Source organism: Elusimicrobiota bacterium, assembly GCA_026388095.1.
GTDB lineage: Bacteria > Elusimicrobiota > Elusimicrobia > UBA1565 > UBA9628 > UBA9628.
On sequence record JAPLKL010000079.1, the window covers coordinates 43,132 to 61,045 of the forward strand.

A 17,914-nucleotide genomic window follows, 5' to 3' on the forward strand; every position below is an offset into this window, starting at 1 on the left:
TGAGTCCATGCTGACGCGAGACGACCTCATCGATATCATCCTGGAGCGGCTGGGGACGGACGTCGGACCCCGGGCGCCCAAGGTCGCGGCGGCTCCTGTCTGTCCGCCGGCTCGGAGCAGACTGGATGATGAGATGCGGGGACGAAAGTTCCTTTCCGAATACGAAATAAAGAAACAATTGACTGGAAACTCGCAAGAGCTTAGAATACCTAGGGATTCGATCCTCAGCCCCCTGGCTGTCGATTGGCTTGCGCTGGGGCGCATCAAGATCATCCGGGAGTGAACTGACCGATAATGGCGATCGAGATCAAGGGACTTTTGAAATTGATGGTCCAGAAGGACATCTCCGACATCCATTTCAAGGCGGATTCCTTCCCGGCCTTCCGGCTGCACGGCGCCATGGTCATGGCGGCCAACCTCCAGAAGACCGCTCCCCAGGACATCCAGACCATGGCGGACCAGCTCATGAACGAGGAGCAGAGGAAGGTCTTCAAGGCCGAGCAGGAGCTCGACCTCGCCTACAGCCTCGAGGGGGTCTCGCGCTTCCGGGTCAACGTCTGCATGCAGCGCGGCTCCGTCTGCCTGACCCTGCGCGTCATCCCCATGAAGCTGCGCTCCTTCGAGGATCTCAACCTCCCGGCCGAGACCATGAAGAAGCTGGCTGAACAGGGCCGCGGGCTCATCCTCTTCGCCGGCATCACGGGCGCGGGGAAGACCACGACCATGAACTGCTTCCTCAACTACATCAACGAGACCTGCCCCTACCGCGTCATCACCATCGAGGACCCCATCGAGTTCTACCATCCGGACATCAAGAGCTCCGTCGTCCAGCGCGAGGTCGGGCGCGACACCAAGTCCTTCGCCAGCGCCCTGAGGCACGTCCTGCGCCAGGACCCGGACGTGGTCGTCGTGGGGGAGATGCGCGACCTGGAGACCATGCAGGCCGCCCTCAACGCGGCGGAGACCGGGCACCTCGTGCTCTCCACGGTCCACACCATGGACGCGGTCCAGACCATGGACCGCATCGTCGACACCTACCCCGCGCACCAGCACAACCAGGTCCGCCAGCAGCTGGCCAACACCCTCAGGGGAATCGTGGCCCAGCGCCTGGTCCCATCCAAGGATGGCAAGGCCCGCTTCCCGGCCACGGAGATCCTCATCGGGAGCAATATGGTCCGCGGCCAGATCACGGAGGGCAAGTCTTCCGAGATCTACAAGGTCATGGAGGGCGGCGCCTACTACGGCATGCACTCCTTCGACCAGGACCTCGTCCGCCTCTACCAAGAAGGCAAGATCGACCAGAAGTCGGTCGTTGATAATTCGACCAGCCCTCAAGACGTGACGATCCGGCTCCAAGGCCTGTCCGGCGGCGCGGAGGGCTGAGCACAGGACCAGGCTTATGGCTGACGAGAAACGGGAGGGCCCGCCCGACCAAGAGGTCAAGAACATCCTCAGCGATCTCGAGGCCATCCTCTCCGATCTGGGCGGTGCGCCGCCGCCCTCCGCTCCCGCAGAGCCGCCGTCCCTGACGCCCAAAGCACTTCCTGATGTGCGTCGGGTCCCGGAAGGGACGCCTCCTCCCCCCAAGCCTCCTGCGCCGGCGCCCAAGCCCGTCGTCGAGGCGCCTCCGGCCCAGGCCGCGCCCAAACCGCCTGCGCCGCCGCCGCCCCCCGCGCTTCGGGACCAGCCGGTCGAGCTGGGAGCACGGTCGCTCCCGCCGGCGAAGGCGCCGATGTCGCCGCCCAAACCTGCGGCCCCGCCCGCCTTCTCCGACAAGCCGCCTTTGGAGTTCGGTCTTGGAGGCGGAGCGCAGACAGGCGCCGCTCAGCCTGCGTCCCGTGCTTCCACGCCTTCGGCCGTCCCGGCGCCTGCGGCCAAGCCTGCGCCGGTGAGTCCCCCTGCGCCAGCGGCCGTCCCGCCGCCTGCGGCCAAGCCTGCATTGGTGATTCCCCCTGCCCCGGTGGCCGTCCCGGCGCCTGCGGCCAAGCCGGCACCGGCGATTCCCCCTGCCCCGGTGGCCATCCCGGCGCCCGCGGCCAAGCCCGCGCCGGTGATCCCCCCTGCGCCAGCGGCCGTCCCGGCGCCTGCGGCCAAACCTGCGCAGACGGCGGCGCCGGCGTTCCCGCCCCTGCGCGGCTTGCCGCCGGCGGATGCGCTGCCCGATATCCCGGCTCCGGGGAATATCGGCAAGGACCAGACACGGCGCGTGGCGTTCCTCTACCTGAGCCAGTTCGAAGCCGAGCGCGAATCTTTGGCCAAGTTGCTCGACCAGACCGCCCAGACCGTGCCCAAGAAGCCGCTTTTCTTGCGGCGGGCCCTCTATCAGCCGATCATGGAAGGCTGCGACGGCAAGAGCATCCTGACGCGGCTCCGCCAGGCCAAGGCCGTTGCCGCTTTGGGCATCGTCCAAGGGATCTCCGAGGCGAAGCTGCGCGAATGGAGCGAGGCTATCGCGGGCGGGGGCGTCATGTTCCGGCCGGTGGCGCCGAGCGACGTCGGGAAAAGGTCGGTGGCCATCGACATCGTGGTGGACGTCATGCTGCTGCCCTGCGAGGGTTCATGACTAAGTGGTCCCTGCGTCCCGATCCCAGCCCCCATGACGCGGCCCGCTATGTCCTGCTGATCCAGGGCAATATGACGCACGTCAGCCAGCTCGTCAAGAGGTTCGGGGCGATGTGCGGCCGGCCGATGAGTATCGAGCATGACGAGGGTTTCAATTTCACCATCTATCTGCATGCGATCACCAAGGACGGGTTGGACAAGGTCGCCCAATATCTCAAGGAGATCGCTCCCAACGCGCTAGGTCACATGGAGGCATCCTCTCCGGCCCCAGCGCTGCCGGATATCCCGCCCCTGGTGCGGGAGGCCCCTGGTGTCCCGGGCGTGGCGGACCTCAGCGGGGCGCAGGCGGCGTCCGCCGCCGGACCCACGGACGCCGGGCCCGTGCTCACCCCGCCTACGCTGTCCGCTCCGATCCTCCCGGAGCCGTCGCCAGCGACGGGCCCTTCTGCGGCGGAGACGGCGGTGACGCCTCCCCAGCCGACACCTGCACCGGAACCGACACCGGCACCCGAACCGACACCGGCACCGGAGCCGGCACCGGTACCGTCGGTCCTGTCCCCCGGCACCGCGGCCGCTGGCGCAGCCAGGCCGCTGTGGGGCCTGAAGTCCAGCCCTCAGCCCAAGCTCACTTTCGACAGCCTGCTGGTCGGCGCCTACAACCGCTTCGCGCACGCGGCCGCCACTTCCGTGGTCGGCTCGCCCGGGACCATGTACAATCCCTTGTTCGTCTACGGCGCGCCCGGAGTGGGCAAGACGCATATGCTGCATGCCATCGCCTCGGCCCTCAAGAAGAACTGGGACGAGCAGTCGGTCCTCGTCACCACGGGCGCGGCCCTGGCCAACGCGGTGAGCTGCGCTCTGGCCGAGAACCGCCTCCCCGAGATCGCCAAGCTCGTCGAGGGGGCCAAGGCCCTGCTGGTCGACGACGTGCATCTTCTGGCCATCACGGACAAGAACCAGGCGACGCTGGCCCGGCTGTTCGGGGAGTTCTTCTCGCGCAACCTCCAGGTGGTCCTCACTTCCGTCTACCCGCCCCGGACCTTGGGGGCGGTGGAGGAGGCGCTCAAGATCTCCTTGGCCAAGGGCTGGGCCGTGGATATGAAACCGGCCAGTCTGACCGTCCAAGAGGACATGATCACCGCCTTCGTGGACCGCACGGGTGCCCAGCTGGCGGGCGCCGAGATCAAGAAGCTCCATGAGCGGCTGGGCTCCACCTACAGCGAGTTCCCGCGTTATGTGATGCGCTGGAAGGCGCTCGGCGAGCTTTACCGCGGCAAGGGCTCCACGCCCGCCAACGACGACATGCTGGGAGACCTCTTCAGCGCGGGCGCCAGGGGCAGCCAGGCGGACTTGCCCAACTCGACCGAGCTGGAGGCCAGCCGGCACTTCGCGCCGCCGGCTCCCGCGGCGGACGCGGTCAACCTGGCCCTGTTCTGCCCCCGTGGCCAGGACGCCATGGTGACCTGGCTGGTGGCCCGCTTCTACAAGATCGGCGCGGAGTTCGGCGCGACGCAGACCTATAATCATGTGCTCTGCGAATCCTACGACGCGGAGCAGCCTTTGGGGGTGCCTTTCCAGATTGGCGAGTCCTGCCAGAGGTCCAACGCCCAGGCCGCCTTGGTCCTCGGTCCGCCGCGCGAAGCCCGGCTGGCCGCGCGGGAGGGCGAGTTCGCGCACGCCGTGCGGCATATCCTCGACAGTTTCGGCCTGGCCGCGGGCTGGATCCCGTTCACCGAGACCACCACCACCAGGCCCTTCCTGGCCGCGCATCTGGACTTCAAGGTGTTCCTCAAGAGATGAACCCCGGCCTGACGCTGGCCCTCGCCGCGTTGGTGGCCGGCTTCGCGACGTACTGGTTCTTCGTGTTCCGGCGGCTGCTGCCTCTGGACCGGGAACTGCGCGCGGTCCGGGAGCGGGCCGGGGACCTGCGGCGCTTCGCCCTGGAGGTGCTGGAGCTGCATCTTTCCACCGGTACCGCGCCGCATGCGCTCAACGAGATGGGGCAGCGCTGCGTGGTCTGCCTGCATCAGCGCCTGCCGGAGCTCGCCTTGTGCTGGGTCCGCCGCGCCGGCGGCACCGACGAAGGGATCATGGTCGCGGCGCGGGGCCGGGTCTGGTCCGAACTGGGCCAGGACGCTTGGGACTTCGGCTCCGCCCTCTTGCGCCAAGCTTCGGAGGAGGGGGGGCTGACCAAGCCCATCACCGGCGCCGGCGCCGGCGGTAAGGAATTCCGTCCCGCCGGCACCTGCGGAACCTCCGATACCGCAGGCGCCCGGGGCTCCGAGACCGACCCCCTGCTGCGCCTGCTGGCGGACCACGGCTTCTGCGTCCTGCGCCTGATCCCCTGGGGGCGGTCGGGGAGCTCCGAAGGCCTGCTGGTCGCCGCGGACCGCGACCCCCGGGGCGCGGGGCTGCAGGCGGCCGAGCCGTTCCTCGACATCGTGCGGCGCCTGGCCACGTCCTTGGCCGAGATCGTCGACGGCCTGGTGCGGCTCTCCCAGGCCAGCGAGCGCCTCCAGGGCGGACTGACCTCGGCCATCGAGGAGCTCACTCATACCCACACCAGGCTCATCGAGAAGGCCCGCGAGGTGCGCACCCTCCATGACGTGGCCGAGGCTTTGATCTCGCGGGGGGCCAAGACGGAGTCCCTCGGCGCCATCGTCTCCATCGTGGCCAAGTACCTGCAGGCGGACCTGGTGGCCTTCCTGCTCTTCGACGAGGAGACCCAGGAGCTGGTCACCCAGGCGGGGGCCTACGGCCTGGAGGGGGAAGAGCAGTTCTACCGCATGCCGCTGTCCCGCGACGACGCCTCCTCGGTGCGGGTCTACCGGACCCGCCGGCCCTTCCTGACCGGCGACGCGCAGAGCGACCCCAACGTCATCGCCCACTACGCCAAGCTCTGGAAGGTGCATTCCCTGATGGTCATCCCCCTGCTGGTGGAGGAGCGCTGCATCGGGGTCATGCGCGTGGGCAGCTTCCAGAAGGACTATTTCAGCGGCGAGCAGGTCGAGATGATGACCATCATCGCCGAAGAGGCCGCGGTCATCGTGGAAACGGCCATCCTGAACCGCAAGCTCTCCCAGGTGGCGGAGCAATTGGCCAATCTCAACCGCATGAAGAGCGATTTCGTCTCCACGGTCAGCCATGAGTTCAAGACGCCGCTGACCTCGCTGTCGGGCTTCCTGGACGTGCTGCTCAGCGGGGAGGCCGGGCCCCTGAGCGCGCAGCAGCAGGAGTTCCTGAGGATCTCCGAGGCGCAGGTCAAGCGCCTGGCCAGCCTCGTCTCGGACCTGCTGGACTGCTCGCGCCTGGAAGCCAACATGGAGATGGCGAAGGCCGCGGTGGCCTTGGAGGCCGTGGTCCGCGCCAGCGTCGCCAACCACAGCCTCCGGGCGGGGGAAGCGGGCAAGACCATCACGGTGGAGGCCTCCGCGCCGGTCCCCGAGGTCGTGGGCGACGCCAAATGGCTGGGCCTGGCCGTGGACAACCTGATCTCCAACGCGGTCAAATTCACCCGGCCGGGGGGGCGCGTGGCCGTGAGCCTCTCGCGCCAGGGCGAGACCGTGGAGGTCTGCGTGGCCGACGACGGCATCGGCATCCACCCGGACGACCAAAGCCGGATCTTCGAGAAGTTCTTCCGGGCCCGCAACCGCTCCGAGATATCGACTCCCGGCACGGGGCTGGGGCTGACCATCGCCAAGGAGGTGGTCTCCCGGCACGGCGGGCGCATCTGGTTCCAGTCGGAGCCGGGCAAGGGGACGCGCTTCTGCTTCGCCTTGCCGCTGCAGCCGGCGGCCGCAGGGGCCGGGGATTGAGGCGCCCCTGAGGCGCCCGCCGTCCCGCTGAGAGCCTGCCCGGAACCTCACTTTCTCCCCTCCGCCGCGCCGACTGCATTGGTCTTGAGCAGCCGCCGAGTGTAACAAAAATCACATTGACAGATTTGATAAAGGGGGTTACCCTAACCCCTATATTAGTCTTATGGACTCCTAATTGGTCAGATAGGAGAGTCTCGAAATTCGGGAAGAAGGAACCGGAATTCCGAAGCTCAGGGATTCCGGTAAGGGGACCTGCCTTGGCCGTAACTGGACGGCCTGAGCAATGCCCAGCCATACGCCGAGAAATTTTTTTCGAGAGTTACACTCGATACTTATTGTCGTCTTCCTAACGCTGCTGCCCTGCTCTGCCGCAGCCGCGGGCGCGGGCACCAGCGCGGCGACCTTCCTGGAGCTGGGCTACGGGGCCAGGCCCTTCGGCCTGGGCGAGGCCTTCGCGGCCGTGGCCGACGACGTGGCCGCCCTGCACTAAAACCCGGCGGGCCTGGCCTTGCCCGCCTCGGCCGCCTTGTCCACCGGCGGCAAGAACGAGCTGCTCTTCTCCCAGGCCATGCAGGTCCAGGGCGTGTCCTTGAGCCAGGTCGGCTTCGTCAGGCGGCCCTTCGGCTTGAGCGTGACCAGCCTCAACGTGGGCGGCATGGAGCGGCGCACCTCCGAGACCGACAACCCGGAGGGAACCTATAGCGCCTCGGACCTGGCCTTGGCCGCGAGCTACGGCCGGGTGGTCGGCGGGGTGGCTCTGGGGGCGACGGGGCGCTTGATCCGCTCCGAGATCGGCGGCACCTCGGCTATGGCTTTCGCCGCGGACCTGGGGGCGCTCAAGCGCTTCGAGGCCTACCCGGTGTCCGTGGGCGCGAGCCTGGCCAACGCGGGCACGAAGCTGCGCTACTTGAGCGAGTCCTACCCGCTGCCTCTGATCTTCAGGCTGGGCGCGGCCTTGGGCATGACGAAGCGCTTCCCGCACGCGGTGAGCCTGCAGCTCGCCTTCGCCCGGGACTCGGAGCCGGTGCTGCGCCTGGGGGGGGAGTACCTGGGCTTCGGGCCGTTCGCCCTGCGCGCGGGTTTGCGCACGACGACGCATGAGCAGAGGCAGGCGGTGATGGGCAAGGATCTGGGGAGCACGTCGTCGGGCTTGAGCGAGCTCTACGGGTTCTTCATTGGTCTGGGGGTGCGCTCGCGCTTCGGCAACCTGGACTACGCCTTGGTGCCCTACGGCGAGCTGGGGGAGGCGCACCGGATCTCCTTCTGCCTGGCGTTCGGGGGAACCAAGGCGGCGCAGGGGGCGGCGCGATGAGCGGCGGGGCTCTACCGCAGGATGGGCAGGCCGAGCATCTGGAAATGCTTGTCGAAGGTCGCCGTGGAGGTATGGGCCAACCGGGTGGTCAGCACGACGAAGGAGATGCAGTCGCACAGCGAGAGCTCCTTGTCCTGGGCGAAACGCAGGAAGACCTCGAGGGACTCCTGCCGGGCGGAGCCGTCAAGCTCCGCCGTGTGCAGGGCCGGCACCACCTGCCGGATGAATTCCTGGGCCCGGTCGTAGCCCGATCTCCGGCGCAGCAAGGTGACGGTCTCGCCAATGACCTCCCAGGTGGTCCAGAAAGCGGTCTGCCGGCGCTCGGATTGCTCCAGCCACGCCACGGCCTGCGCGTGGTGGGCGTCACGGGCTTCGAGGCAGGCGAAGAAGAAGGAGGTGTCGCAGAAGACGCGGCGGGGCCACGAGTTCATGCTTCAGTAGACGTGCCGGTCGGTGTCCTCGGAGACGCGGCCGGAGGCCGGGCCTCTGCGGGGGGCGGCCTGGGCGAGCTTGAGCAGGCGCTGCGCGGCCAGGCCTTTGCGGGCCACCTGGGGCGGGGCCTGGAGCTCCGCGACGGGGCGGTCGCGCCGGAAGATGTGGAACACGCGGTCGGGGTGGAGCTCCAGCTCGTGGATGAGTCCGGGCAGGAGGCGCCGGGCCTGGGTGAGGCTCAGGCGGGAGTGGGGCGGGGTGGATTCGTTCATTCTGTACATATTGTACAAGATGTTCATCGTCTCCTCAAGGGCGGGTCTTGCCAGCCATGGCGGGCCCTCGCTCTGGACCGGCGTTGCGTGGCCGGCGCGCCGCGGCTAATGGACGCGGCCGGGCATGTCATGGAATCGGATGTCCTGCATCGGATAGTGTCGGCGGTTCAGCGTAAAAAGGACCGCGCGATGTACGCGCGCCGCCGCCGCCACCAGCGCGTCGCCGAGCTCGATGCCGTGGCTGCGGTGATACGCCGCCAGATAGCGGCCGGCCTGTTCCGCGACCTCGTCGTTGATGGGAAGGCCGAGGCACGCGGCGAAGAAGCCCTCCGCCGCCTTCTCCTCGCCGGGCCTCAGGCCGTGATAGATCTCGGCCTTGGCCACGGGGGTGTAGGCCAGCAGCCGGCCCGCCCCGCGCTGGGCGCGGAGCTGCTCGACCAGGACGGCATTGCCGCGCAGGACCTCGATGATGACGTCGGAGTCGAGCAGGAGCTCAGGCATGTCCGCGGTAGAGCCTGGAAATCCGGCCGCCGCGGCGCAAGCCGCGGACATAGGCTTGCGCGGGGGGGAGGTCCTCGCGGTCCTTCCAGAGGCCGGCGGCTTGGCGCAGAGCCTTCTCGAAATCCGCCTCTTGGCCTTTGTAGATCCGGGCGATGGCCCGGCGGATCAGCTCGGAGACGGACAGGCGCTCCTGGCGGCTCAAGGCGCCCAGCAGGCGCCACTGCTCCATGGGGAGATAGATCTGGGAGCGCTTCATCATGATGTATAGCATACATCGCCTCCTTGGTTTTGGCAAGGGCGACTGCGGCGGCGGAATCGGAGCCCGAGCCATGACCAGTCCATGCAATCTATACGAGCCGGGCCGGAAAAAGTTCCCTAGAGGATCGAGGCGGGGGGCGGGGGCGGGGCGATGAACGGGTTCGGAGATCTTTTACTCGACCATGGAGACGCGCAGCAAAGACTCCGTCTTCTTATGAATCGCGCGATCGGCCGTGATAAGGTAGGCGCCCAGTTGCTCGGCCAGGGCGACATAAAGGCAATCGTAGAACGAGAGACCGGTGCGGAAGGTGAGCTGGATGGTTCTGTGGAGCGACTCCTCGGTCGGCGTGAAAATCTCCACTCCCGTGTCCAGCAAGGAACGGACGGCTTCTTGGACGGCGGCCTCCCCGAATTCCCTCTTGAATCTCAGGGCATTGGCCACTTCATAGAGCAGCAGGTCCGGGGCCGCCAGCACGATCTTGCCGGCCAGGAATTCGTCGCTCAGGGCGACAGCCTGCGCGGTTCCGCTTTCCTCGACGAACCACTTGAGCGCGACGGATGCGTCGAGGACGTGGATACCTTCTGCCTGGCGTTCGGAAAGAGGTAAGATTCTCCCATGACCGGCGGCGATGCCCGGGGGCGATGGCTACTGGCCGCGGGCTTGTTCTTGGCCGCCCTCGCGGTCCGGGCCCTGCCTTATTCCCGGGTCTTCCACGACGGGCGCGTCTTCCTCTTCGCCAACGACTCCTGGTGCGAGCTGCGGCGCACCGAGTTCGCCATGCGCAACGGCTTGGCCCTGCCGGAGCCTGATCCCTATCTGGCTTTCCCGGAGGGCGGCCGCGGCCACTGGGGGCCGCTGTTGGCCAAGGGCGCGGCCCTCTCCGCGATGGTCCTGGGCGTGGACGCCCGGGACCGGGCCTCTTTGGAGCGGTACTGCGCCTGGCTGGCGGCGGTGCTGGGCGCGCTCTGCGTCCTGGCGGCCCTGGGCCTGGGCTGGTCCCTGCTGGGCGCCGAGGGGGCGGTCTGGTGCGCGGCCATCCTGGCCGTCCTGCCCGGGCACGTCAACTACACGATGCTGGGCAATTTCGACCAGCACGTGCTGGAGTCCTTGCTCTTCGGTCTGGCCAGCCTGCTCGTGCTGGCCCTTCTGCGAGCCGGCGACGGGTCCTGTCGGCCCGGTATCCCGCCGGCGGCATCGCCCCGCTCCGCGGGGCTGCTGGCGCCGGCGGGAAGCCCTCCGGGCCGCCACCCGTCGCTGCTCCTCGCCGCCGGAGCCGCGCTGTGGCTTCTGACCTTGGTCACGCCCGGCCTGACCCCCGTCTATGCCGGCATCCTCTGGCTGGTGTGCGCGGTCCATGTCGTCCTCGGCGGAGCCGCCCTCTGGCCGGTCTTCGCTCTGCCCGCGGTCCTGCTTCTGGCCAGCGCCGGCTCCAGCCTGGGGGCTGAGGGAGAGGTCCAGCGCATGGCCGCGGTCCCGCGCTGGCTCATGTTCGAGCAGTACTCCTTCTTCCAGCCGCTCCTGATGGCTTTCTTCGCCGCGGCCCTGAAGCTCGCCGAGCAAATGCGCGCAGCCAAGTCCGGCGGGGCCGGCGCCGCTGAAGGCGCCTCCATGGGACTGCCGTCCGCGGCCAAGCTCTGCGCTCTGGCCTTGGTATCCGGGGCTCTGGCCGCGCTCCTGGCTTGGCCCGTCTGCGCCGGAGCCGCGCGGGTGCTGTTCAAGGGCCAGCCCTGGCTCAAGTACATCTCCGAGTACCAGCCCCTCTTCTTCCCCGGGCTGGAGGGCGGTTTCCGTCCCAAGTACGCGTTCCAGAGTTGCACCTACCTGCTGGCCGTCTTCCCCGTGCTGTGGGCCTGGGTCTGCTGGCGCAAAAAGGACGCCTTTCTCTGGGTCTGGCCGTCCGTCCTCTACCTATTGGCCATGGTGCAGCTGCGCTACATCTATGTCTTCTCATATGCAATGGCCTTGGTCCTGGCCGCGGCCTGGCTCAAGGCCAAGGCCGAGTTCCCCAAGTTCCGGGCCGCCGCGCTCTTGGTCCTGGCCTTGGCCTTCATCCCGTCCGGCCGCTGGCTGTGGTCTCTGTCCCAAGCCAGTCCGTACCGCTACCTCTCGTTGACGGACGATGAGTACACCGCGATGGAGGCCCTGGGCCGCGAGACCCCGCCCACCTCCGGCTACCTGGAGGCGGGCCAGAAGCCCGAGTACGGGGTGCTGGCGCCCTGGAGCCTGGGCCATGCCTTGGTCTATCTCGCCCGCCGGCCGGTCGTGGCCGACCCCTTCGGCCACGGCGTGGAGCAAGAGGCGGCGTTCTACTCGGCCCGGACCGCGGACGAGGCTCTGGCCGTCCTGCGCAAGAACCGCGTACGCTACGTGCTGGGCCAGGACGTGAGCGGAGAGGGCATCCGGCAGGTCTACTCCGACTATCTCGGGCTGCCCCCGGATCATCCCCTCAGGCAGGGCCGCATGGAGGAGCTCTTCCAGATGCGGCGCTTGGCCGGCCTGCCTGGGCCGGGGCTGAAAGGCAAGCCGGACTGGAGGTTCACGCCGGTCTACCGGTCCCCGGAAGGCCAGAGCGTCTGGTTCGAGTTCACGGACGCAAGGTCCGCCCCGCTAGGCAAGGCGGCTGCGGCGGCCGAGCCCTCGGTCCCGCTGCCCGCGGCTTCGAAGCCCGCGTCCCTTCCCGCAGCGAAGCCCGCGCACCCCGCTCCCCCTCCGGCGAGAGGAGAACGGCCTGCGCCTTCGGGGACGGCGCTTCCCAGCGCGCCGTCGCCTCCGCCCGTCGCAGCCGCGAAGCCCGCGTTCGCTCCGCCGGCCAAGGAACCGGCCAAGCCCGCTGCTCCTGTCGCGGCAGCAAAGCCAGCCCCCCCTGCTCCACCGCCTGCCCCGCCGACGGAAGCCGGCGTCATCGCCCGGATCGGCGAGAAGGGCCTCATCACCGAGCAGGACCTGACGGACTTCACCGCGACGGAGAACTGCTACGGCCCGGACGCCTTGAGCAGCCGCAAGGCGGGCCTCATGCGCAGCCTCGAGTCCGACATCATGGAGGATGTGCTGCGGCGGGAGGCGCGCGTCGAGCTCTCGGCCGAGGACTATTCCCGGGAGGTCCAGCGCGTTGACGAAGGCACCCGCGCGCCGGACATCCTCGCCTGCATCAAGAAGCACTTCGGTTGGGATCCGGGCTCCGGCTGGCCGGGGGACGCGGGCCGCCGGCGCTACGAGCGGATATTCCTGCGCAAGAGCCTGGTGCCCCCGCCCTTCCATAAGTTCGTGACCTTCGACCGCAAGGTGCAGGGCGAGGCCTACCGCAAGCGCGACGCCATCCTCGCGCGAGCCCGGCAGGGCGCGGCGTTCGCGGACCTGGCCAAGGAATTCCAGGTCGAGTACGCGACCCGGACCTACAGCCTGACCGAGCCCAAGGAGGCCTCGTCCTCCGGGTCTCCCGGGGGGCCGCCCGGCTCGCGCTGGTCGCCTTTCGAGGCGCAGTTCATCACGGACAACCTCAAGGGCCTCGCTCCAGGCGCGATGAAGCCCGAGCCCATGGACGTGGGCGAGATCACCTTCGTCAAGCTCCTCGAGGTCGCCGGGGACAAGTACCGCTTCGAGACCCTGCGCATCTCCAAGAAGACCATCCCCGACTATCTCAACGGCATCCCCAAGCTGCGCTGCGTCGTCTACGACCCAGGGCTCAAGTCCTGGCTGCAATCCATCCACGGCAACCCCATGCTCGGGGCCTGCTCCGTGGAGTAGCGCCGCTCGGCAAAATCCTGCGTTTTTGAAAAAATAACGCTGAAAAAATAAGCGTTATCAACATCGCGCGCGCGATGCGAATAGCGCTTATAGATACAGGATAATTTTTTCAAAAACGGAGGGAGACCGACTCATTATTGACCGCTCGATTCCTCTTATCCCACCCTTCGCGGAAAACTGTCGGGATATGAACGAGCGCCTAGCGGTCGTCAGCCGGGCGCCACCGGCCGGAGCGCAGCGCAGGCCGCGGTCTTCCCCCCGAGCGGTCACGGCCGGCGGCAGAAGAAGAGCGTCTCCTCCTCGTTGAGACCGTAGCGGGAGCACGCCTGCGGCCCGCAGAGCTCCAGCGCGGTACGGGCCGAGACCGAGAAGCCCGCCGCCCCCAGGCGCTGCGCGTAGTCCGAGGCGTAGATGCGCGCGTGGTCGTCCTGACCGAAGAGCCTTTCCCGCTCCCGCGGGGAGGAGATCGCGGGGTCTTCCCGAGTCTCCTTCAAGACCTTGGAGACGGGGACCTGGAGGATGGCCCAGCCGCCGGGCTTGAGCACGCGCAGGAGTTCGGCCATGGCCTTGCGGTCGTCGGGCACGTGCTCCAGGACGTGGTCGCAGATGAGCGCGTCGAAATCCGCGTCGGGGAAAGGCAGGCGCGCCACGTCTGCGGCCAGGTCGCCTGGGGCCGGGTCCAGGTCCGCGCCCACATAATCGAGGTTGGGCCGGGCCCGCAATATCTTGCGGAGCATCCTCTCCGGGGCCAGGTGCAGCAGGCGCAGGCGCTGCGAGAAGGCGCCGGTCTTCTCGCGCAGGAACCAGAACACGAGCCGCTCGCGGTCCTCGCAGGCGCAATAAGGGCAGCCGGCCTCGTCGCGACGCATGCCGCCGACCACGTGCAGCTCGCGCAAGACCGGCAAGTCGCGGCGCGCCGGCCGGAAACGGCGCGCCTGCCTGCCGCACAGCAGGCACTCGCGGCCGGCGCCGCGATAGAGCGGCCAGGTCAGCTTGGTCCAGGCCAGGCCCAGGACGAAGACGGCCCTCTTGGGGAGGAGCCGCTTAAGGGCTTCTCTGAGCGCTCTCACGGGCGGCGGCCAAGCCTTTGCAGAAGTAGCGGGCGTAGACCGCAAGGAAGAGATAGTGGAAAGCCAGCCGCTTCTCGAAGAACTTGGCGGCCCGCAGCCAGAACGGCATGGCGGCGTCGTTGAAAAGGACGCGAAGCGCCAGGCCCTGCAGCCGGCGCAGCCAGGACCTGTCCTCCAGTTCCGGGTGCAGGCGGTAGTAGGTCGCGGCCGAGGCGCCGGTCAGCTCGGCGCGCCGGCAGTAGCCGTCCAGCGTCACCGGGTGAAGGTGCAGCGCCCGGGCCCGCGGGTTGAAGGCGATGCGCAGGCCGCGCCGCTCGAGGCGATAGCCGAACTCGAGGTCCTCCAGGACCGGATAGGGGAAGCGCTCGTCGAACCTGTCGTCGCGGAGGAACGCCTTCTTGACGGAGATGTTGCTGGTGTAGAAGCGCTTGTGGCCGGCCATATCCCCCTGCCGTAAGCCGCGATAATCGAATTGGATGCCGCTGTCCTCCAGCCAGCGCATGAAAGGCGTGATCTCCAACTCCGTAGACCAGGCGGTGCGGCCCAGCACCGCGGTTTCCGGCTCGGGGAAGCGCTCGTCGTGCCAGCGCAGATGCTCCTGCAGGAAGTCCCGGGAAGCGGGGATGATGTCGTCTCCCAGCATGAGTATGATCCGGCCCGTTGCCTCGCCCAGCCCCCAGTTCCGCGCCGCGGCCGGGCCGCGGTTGGGCTGGGCGTGGTACCTCAGCGGCCAGGGGTAGCCGGGCCGCAGGCCCGCGATGAGCTCCGCGGTCCCGTCGCTGGAGCCGTCGTCGCTGACCAGGACCTCGCAGCCGCCGAAGGCGCCGGAGGCGGCCGGGACCCTCTGCTCGGCCAAGGCCGACAGGCAGCGCGCCAGGAGCTCCTTGCGGTCGCGGGTGGCGATGAGGACGGAGAGTGCCGGGTTCATCTCTGCAGCCGCAGGCGCAGAGCCTGGAGGCCGGCCCGGGCTTCCGCGTAGTCGCCCTTGAGCTCCAGGGCCTTCTCGTAGTTGGCCGAAGACTGGCGGAACAAGGCCAGCGCCCCGGCCCGGTCGCCTTCCGCGTAGATGAACTCGCCTTTCTGCTTCATGGCCAAGGCCAGGTTGTAATAGAGCTTGTAGAGGTGGGGCTCCGCCGCCGGCTCCGGCGCGAGGGCCAGAGCCTTCTCGAAGGCGTTTATGGCGCCGTCGAGGCGCCTCTGCTTGGCGAACACGATGCCGAGGTTGACCCAGGCGTCGAGGCTCTGCGGGTCGCGCTTGAGCGCCTCCTGCAGCGCCGCCTCGGCCGCGGGCAGGTCGCCCAGGCGCATGTAGGCTATGCCCAGGTTGCTGTAAGGCAGGGGCGCCCGGACCGCGGGGTTCTCGCCGCCGAGGAGGGGCTTGAGGCTCAAGGCCGCGAGGTTGAGGTCTCGCGCCTCAGCGAAGCGCCCCTGCTCCAGCCTGACCTGGCCCGCGTTGACCATGCCGCGCACCGAGCGCGGGGAGGTCTCCAGGATGCTCACGAACAAGGTCTCGTCGCTCCGCCAAGCCCGGTTGCGGCGGATGCAGAGGCCCGCCCATACGGCCAACAGGAGGACGAGCAGGACCGTTCCGGCGCGGCGGCCGAGGTTCTGGAGCGCGAGGGCGGCCAGCAGGCAGAAGCCGACCGAGGGCAGGTAGGCGAAGCGCTCGGCCATGATCGCGCCGATGGGGATGGGGATGTTGGAGACCAGCAGGAATGCGGCCAGGAAGAAGCCGGCCGCGAAGCCCGCCTGCGGCTGGCGCCGGGACCAGCGCCACAGCCCCCAGCCGGCCGCGGCCAGGAGCAGGATGGCGGCCAGGTTGCGCGGGGCCAGGGGCCCGAGCACCGGGATGCTGTCGAAGGCGTAGTCCGCGGAGAGCGGCCAGGGCACGACGAGCAGAAGGACGTAGCGCCACGTCACGTAGAGGGCGTTGGACACGCGCGTGAACAAGGGGGAGTTGCCCAAGGGGTTGTCCAGGGGATTGACGCCCCCGGCGCCGGGCAGCCATTTGCCGATGAGCTGGTCGCGCAGGAGCATGTAGCCGGCCAGGACCGCGGCGAATAGCAAGGCGTCGCGCACCAGGCGCCGCCAGTCGATCTTCCGCCAGCCCTGGCGCAGAGCATAGACCGGGAGCAAGAACAGGAAGGAGACCGCGCTCTCCTTGGCCAGCAGGCCCAGGCCGAAGCAGGCCAGCGCCCAGGGCAGAGCGCCCGCGCCGTAGGCCCAGCAGCACAGCAGCATGAAGAGCGCGGCCAGCAGGTCCGCGCGGCCCACGATGGGGTTGAGGACCTCGGTGTGTATGGGGTGCAAGGCGAAGAGCAGTCCCGCGGCCAGAGGCGCGCCTGCGGTCCAACCCGCCGCGGCCGCGACGCGCACGACCAAGGCGGAGTTTGCCGCGTGCAGAAGCAGGTCGTTGACCCGGAAGGGCGCGGCGCGGGGGCCGTGCCAGCGCCAATCCAAGGCGAAGCTGGCCGCGGTCAGCGGCCGCCAGCCGCGGTCGTCCTTGTCCGGGAACCAGCACGGGCCGGTCCAGATGGCGGCCCACTGCTGGGCGGTCACCTTGGGGTTCTCCACAATCACGCGGCGGTCGTCGAAGGAGAAGCCGTTGGGCAAGGAGTTGGCGAAGCCCGCCGCCACCGCGGCCGCGAGCAAGGCGGGCTCAAGCCAGCGGCGCATGCCCGCTCCAGAGGCCGAGGCGGGCTATGCCGCGGCCGTAATAGAGGACGCCGCAGAGCAGGCCGGCGCCCAAGGCCGCGCCCGCTCCGGCCAGCCCCCAGCGCGGGATGGCCAGCAGCCCAACGACGAGCTGGACCGCGGCGGTCAGGAAGCCGCCTTGCATCGCGATCCGGACTCCGTCCGAATCCCGGGCGGCCAGGACCTGCCCGAGGAGCTCCTTGGCCGCGAACAGCGCGGCGCCGGCCGAAAACAGCGCCAGCCAGTCCCAGCGCACGGGATAGGCGGGCCCGAAGAGCGCGAGGAACAGCGCGCCCGAGGCCAGGAAAGCGGGCAGGCAGAGCGCCAAGGCCCACGGCGCGGCGCGGCGCAGCATGGCCCAGGCCCAAGCCTGCGCCTCGTCTCCGCAGGCCGCCGGGAACAGCACCGTGGACAGTATCCCGCAGAGGGCCATGGCCACCATGACCGTGCCGGTGTAATAGGCGCCGAAGAGGCCTACCTCATCGCCGGTGTGGAAGTAGTTGAGGAGCAGTCTTCCGGTCGCGAGTATGAGGACCGAGGAGACCGTCCACAATGTGGCCAACTGGCCGTACTCGAGCAGAGGCCGACAGGAGGCGGCGGAGGGCGGCGCCAGCGCGAGGCGCGGCCAAGCCCGGATGCAGAACAGGGCGCCCAGGATGAAGGCCAGGCTCAGAGCCAGCATGACCGAGCCGTAGCTCGGCCGGGCCGCCAGAAAGGCCAGGGCCAAAGCCAAAGCCGCGACCTGGTAGAGGGCTTCGGCCAAGCCCCGGTTCTTGAAGTCCGAGTGCCCCACGAGCACGCTGCCGCACAGGATGAAGAGCCCCAGAGTCGAGCTGCGGAGCATGGCCCAGAAGACGAGGCCGGCAGGCATGCGCAGGCCGGCGGCCGCGAAATGGCCCAGCAGGCAGACCAGCAGCCAGAGCGCGGCCGAGAGCAAGCCGAAGAGGGTGAACGCGGCGGACACGGCCTCGCCTTGCTTCTCCGGCTCCGGGGAGTCGGCCAGGCGCTTGACCAAAGTGGCGGGGATGCCCAATGTGGCGATGAGGGCCAGGATGTCCGAGACCGCTATGGCCAGGTGCACATTGCCGTACTGGGCGGGGCCCAGCCCGCGGCCCGCCGCCACATGCAGGGCCAGGCTGGCCAGGCGCGCCGCGGAGAAGCCGGCCGCGGTCCAGGCCAGGCCGCCGAGGAGCAGCCCATGCCGCGAAGGAGGCTGTTCTATGGAATCAACAAATATGTTATTCAAATATGTT

General features: G+C 68.7%; 17 protein-coding genes. 8 read left to right on the forward strand and 9 right to left on the reverse strand.

What is annotated here, in order from left to right; genetic code table 11:
• The first annotated feature begins 7 nt into the window (after positions 1-7).
• The 7 genes from NTY77_20355 to NTY77_20385 all read left to right on the forward strand — a co-directional run bounded on the left by NTY77_20355 (position 8) and on the right by NTY77_20385 (position 7,689).
• Entirely contained in the window at positions 8-283 is a 276-nt protein-coding gene (locus tag NTY77_20355) for a hypothetical protein (GenBank protein ID MCX5797849.1), read from the forward strand.
• An 11-nt stretch (positions 284-294) separates the two neighbouring features.
• Complete coding sequence (locus tag NTY77_20360; GenBank protein ID MCX5797850.1) at positions 295-1,383, forward strand: PilT/PilU family type 4a pilus ATPase; 1,089 nt, start codon at positions 295-297, stop codon at positions 1,381-1,383.
• Between the two features lie 16 nt (positions 1,384-1,399).
• Positions 1,400-2,563, forward strand: coding sequence for a hypothetical protein (locus NTY77_20365; GenBank protein MCX5797851.1), 1,164 nt, complete (start codon positions 1,400-1,402; stop codon positions 2,561-2,563).
• Positions 2,560-4,362: a DnaA/Hda family protein gene (locus NTY77_20370; GenBank protein MCX5797852.1), complete on the forward strand. Its 1,803-nt coding sequence runs from the start codon at positions 2,560-2,562 to the stop codon at positions 4,360-4,362. Before NTY77_20365 ends, NTY77_20370 begins: the two co-directional genes overlap by 4 nt.
• Positions 4,359-6,377: a GAF domain-containing sensor histidine kinase gene (locus tag NTY77_20375; GenBank protein MCX5797853.1), complete on the forward strand. Its 2,019-nt coding sequence runs from the start codon at positions 4,359-4,361 to the stop codon at positions 6,375-6,377. Before NTY77_20370 ends, NTY77_20375 begins: the two co-directional genes overlap by 4 nt.
• A gap of 283 nt (positions 6,378-6,660) precedes the next feature.
• A complete protein-coding gene (locus NTY77_20380) occupies positions 6,661-6,867 on the forward strand; it encodes a hypothetical protein (GenBank protein ID MCX5797854.1) in 207 nt (68 codons plus the stop codon).
• Positions 6,868-6,885: 18 nt separating this feature from the next.
• Positions 6,886-7,689 carry a hypothetical protein gene (locus NTY77_20385; GenBank protein ID MCX5797855.1) on the forward strand — a complete coding sequence of 268 codons (804 nt, stop codon included), beginning with the start codon at positions 6,886-6,888 and terminating at the stop codon, positions 7,687-7,689.
• A gap of 11 nt (positions 7,690-7,700) precedes the next feature.
• On the opposite strand, the gene NTY77_20390 is transcribed toward NTY77_20385, so the two are convergent.
• The 5 genes from NTY77_20390 to NTY77_20410 all read right to left on the reverse strand — a co-directional run bounded on the left by NTY77_20390 (position 7,701) and on the right by NTY77_20410 (position 9,729).
• Positions 7,701-8,120: a PIN domain-containing protein gene (locus NTY77_20390; protein MCX5797856.1), complete on the reverse strand. Its 420-nt coding sequence runs from the start codon at positions 8,118-8,120 to the stop codon at positions 7,701-7,703.
• Positions 8,121-8,123: 3 nt separating this feature from the next.
• Positions 8,124-8,393: a hypothetical protein gene (locus tag NTY77_20395; protein ID MCX5797857.1), complete on the reverse strand. Its 270-nt coding sequence runs from the start codon at positions 8,391-8,393 to the stop codon at positions 8,124-8,126.
• A 105-nt stretch (positions 8,394-8,498) separates the two neighbouring features.
• Entirely contained in the window at positions 8,499-8,894 is a 396-nt protein-coding gene (locus NTY77_20400) for a PIN domain-containing protein (protein ID MCX5797858.1), read from the reverse strand.
• Positions 8,887-9,153, reverse strand: coding sequence for a ribbon-helix-helix domain-containing protein (locus NTY77_20405; GenBank protein ID MCX5797859.1), 267 nt, complete (start codon positions 9,151-9,153; stop codon positions 8,887-8,889). The genes NTY77_20400 and NTY77_20405 overlap by 8 nt, the downstream gene beginning before the upstream one ends.
• Before the next feature lie 171 nt (positions 9,154-9,324).
• Positions 9,325-9,729: a type II toxin-antitoxin system VapC family toxin gene (locus NTY77_20410; GenBank protein MCX5797860.1), complete on the reverse strand. Its 405-nt coding sequence runs from the start codon at positions 9,727-9,729 to the stop codon at positions 9,325-9,327.
• 39 nt (positions 9,730-9,768) lie between these two features.
• On the opposite strand from NTY77_20410, the gene NTY77_20415 reads away from it, so the two are divergent.
• On the forward strand, positions 9,769-12,897 hold the full coding sequence (locus NTY77_20415) for a hypothetical protein (protein MCX5797861.1): 3,129 nt from the start codon (positions 9,769-9,771) through the stop codon (positions 12,895-12,897).
• A 266-nt stretch (positions 12,898-13,163) separates the two neighbouring features.
• Here the strand turns inward: NTY77_20415 and NTY77_20420 are convergent, their stop codons facing one another.
• Genes NTY77_20420 through NTY77_20435 form a run of 4 tightly spaced genes read right to left on the reverse strand, consistent with a single transcriptional unit; the run spans position 13,164 to position 17,907 of the window.
• Entirely contained in the window at positions 13,164-13,967 is an 804-nt protein-coding gene (locus tag NTY77_20420) for a class I SAM-dependent methyltransferase (GenBank protein ID MCX5797862.1), read from the reverse strand.
• Positions 13,942-14,895, reverse strand: a complete 954-nt coding sequence (locus tag NTY77_20425; GenBank protein MCX5797863.1) for a glycosyltransferase family 2 protein — start codon at positions 14,893-14,895, stop codon at positions 13,942-13,944. Before NTY77_20425 ends, NTY77_20420 begins: the two co-directional genes overlap by 26 nt.
• On the reverse strand, positions 14,892-16,643 hold the full coding sequence (locus NTY77_20430; GenBank protein ID MCX5797864.1) for a tetratricopeptide repeat protein: 1,752 nt from the start codon (positions 16,641-16,643) through the stop codon (positions 14,892-14,894). The genes NTY77_20425 and NTY77_20430 overlap by 4 nt, the downstream gene beginning before the upstream one ends.
• On the reverse strand, positions 16,627-17,907 hold the full coding sequence (locus NTY77_20435; GenBank protein ID MCX5797865.1) for an oligosaccharide flippase family protein: 1,281 nt from the start codon (positions 17,905-17,907) through the stop codon (positions 16,627-16,629). The genes NTY77_20430 and NTY77_20435 overlap by 17 nt, the downstream gene beginning before the upstream one ends.
• Between the last annotated feature and the right edge of the window lie 7 nt (positions 17,908-17,914).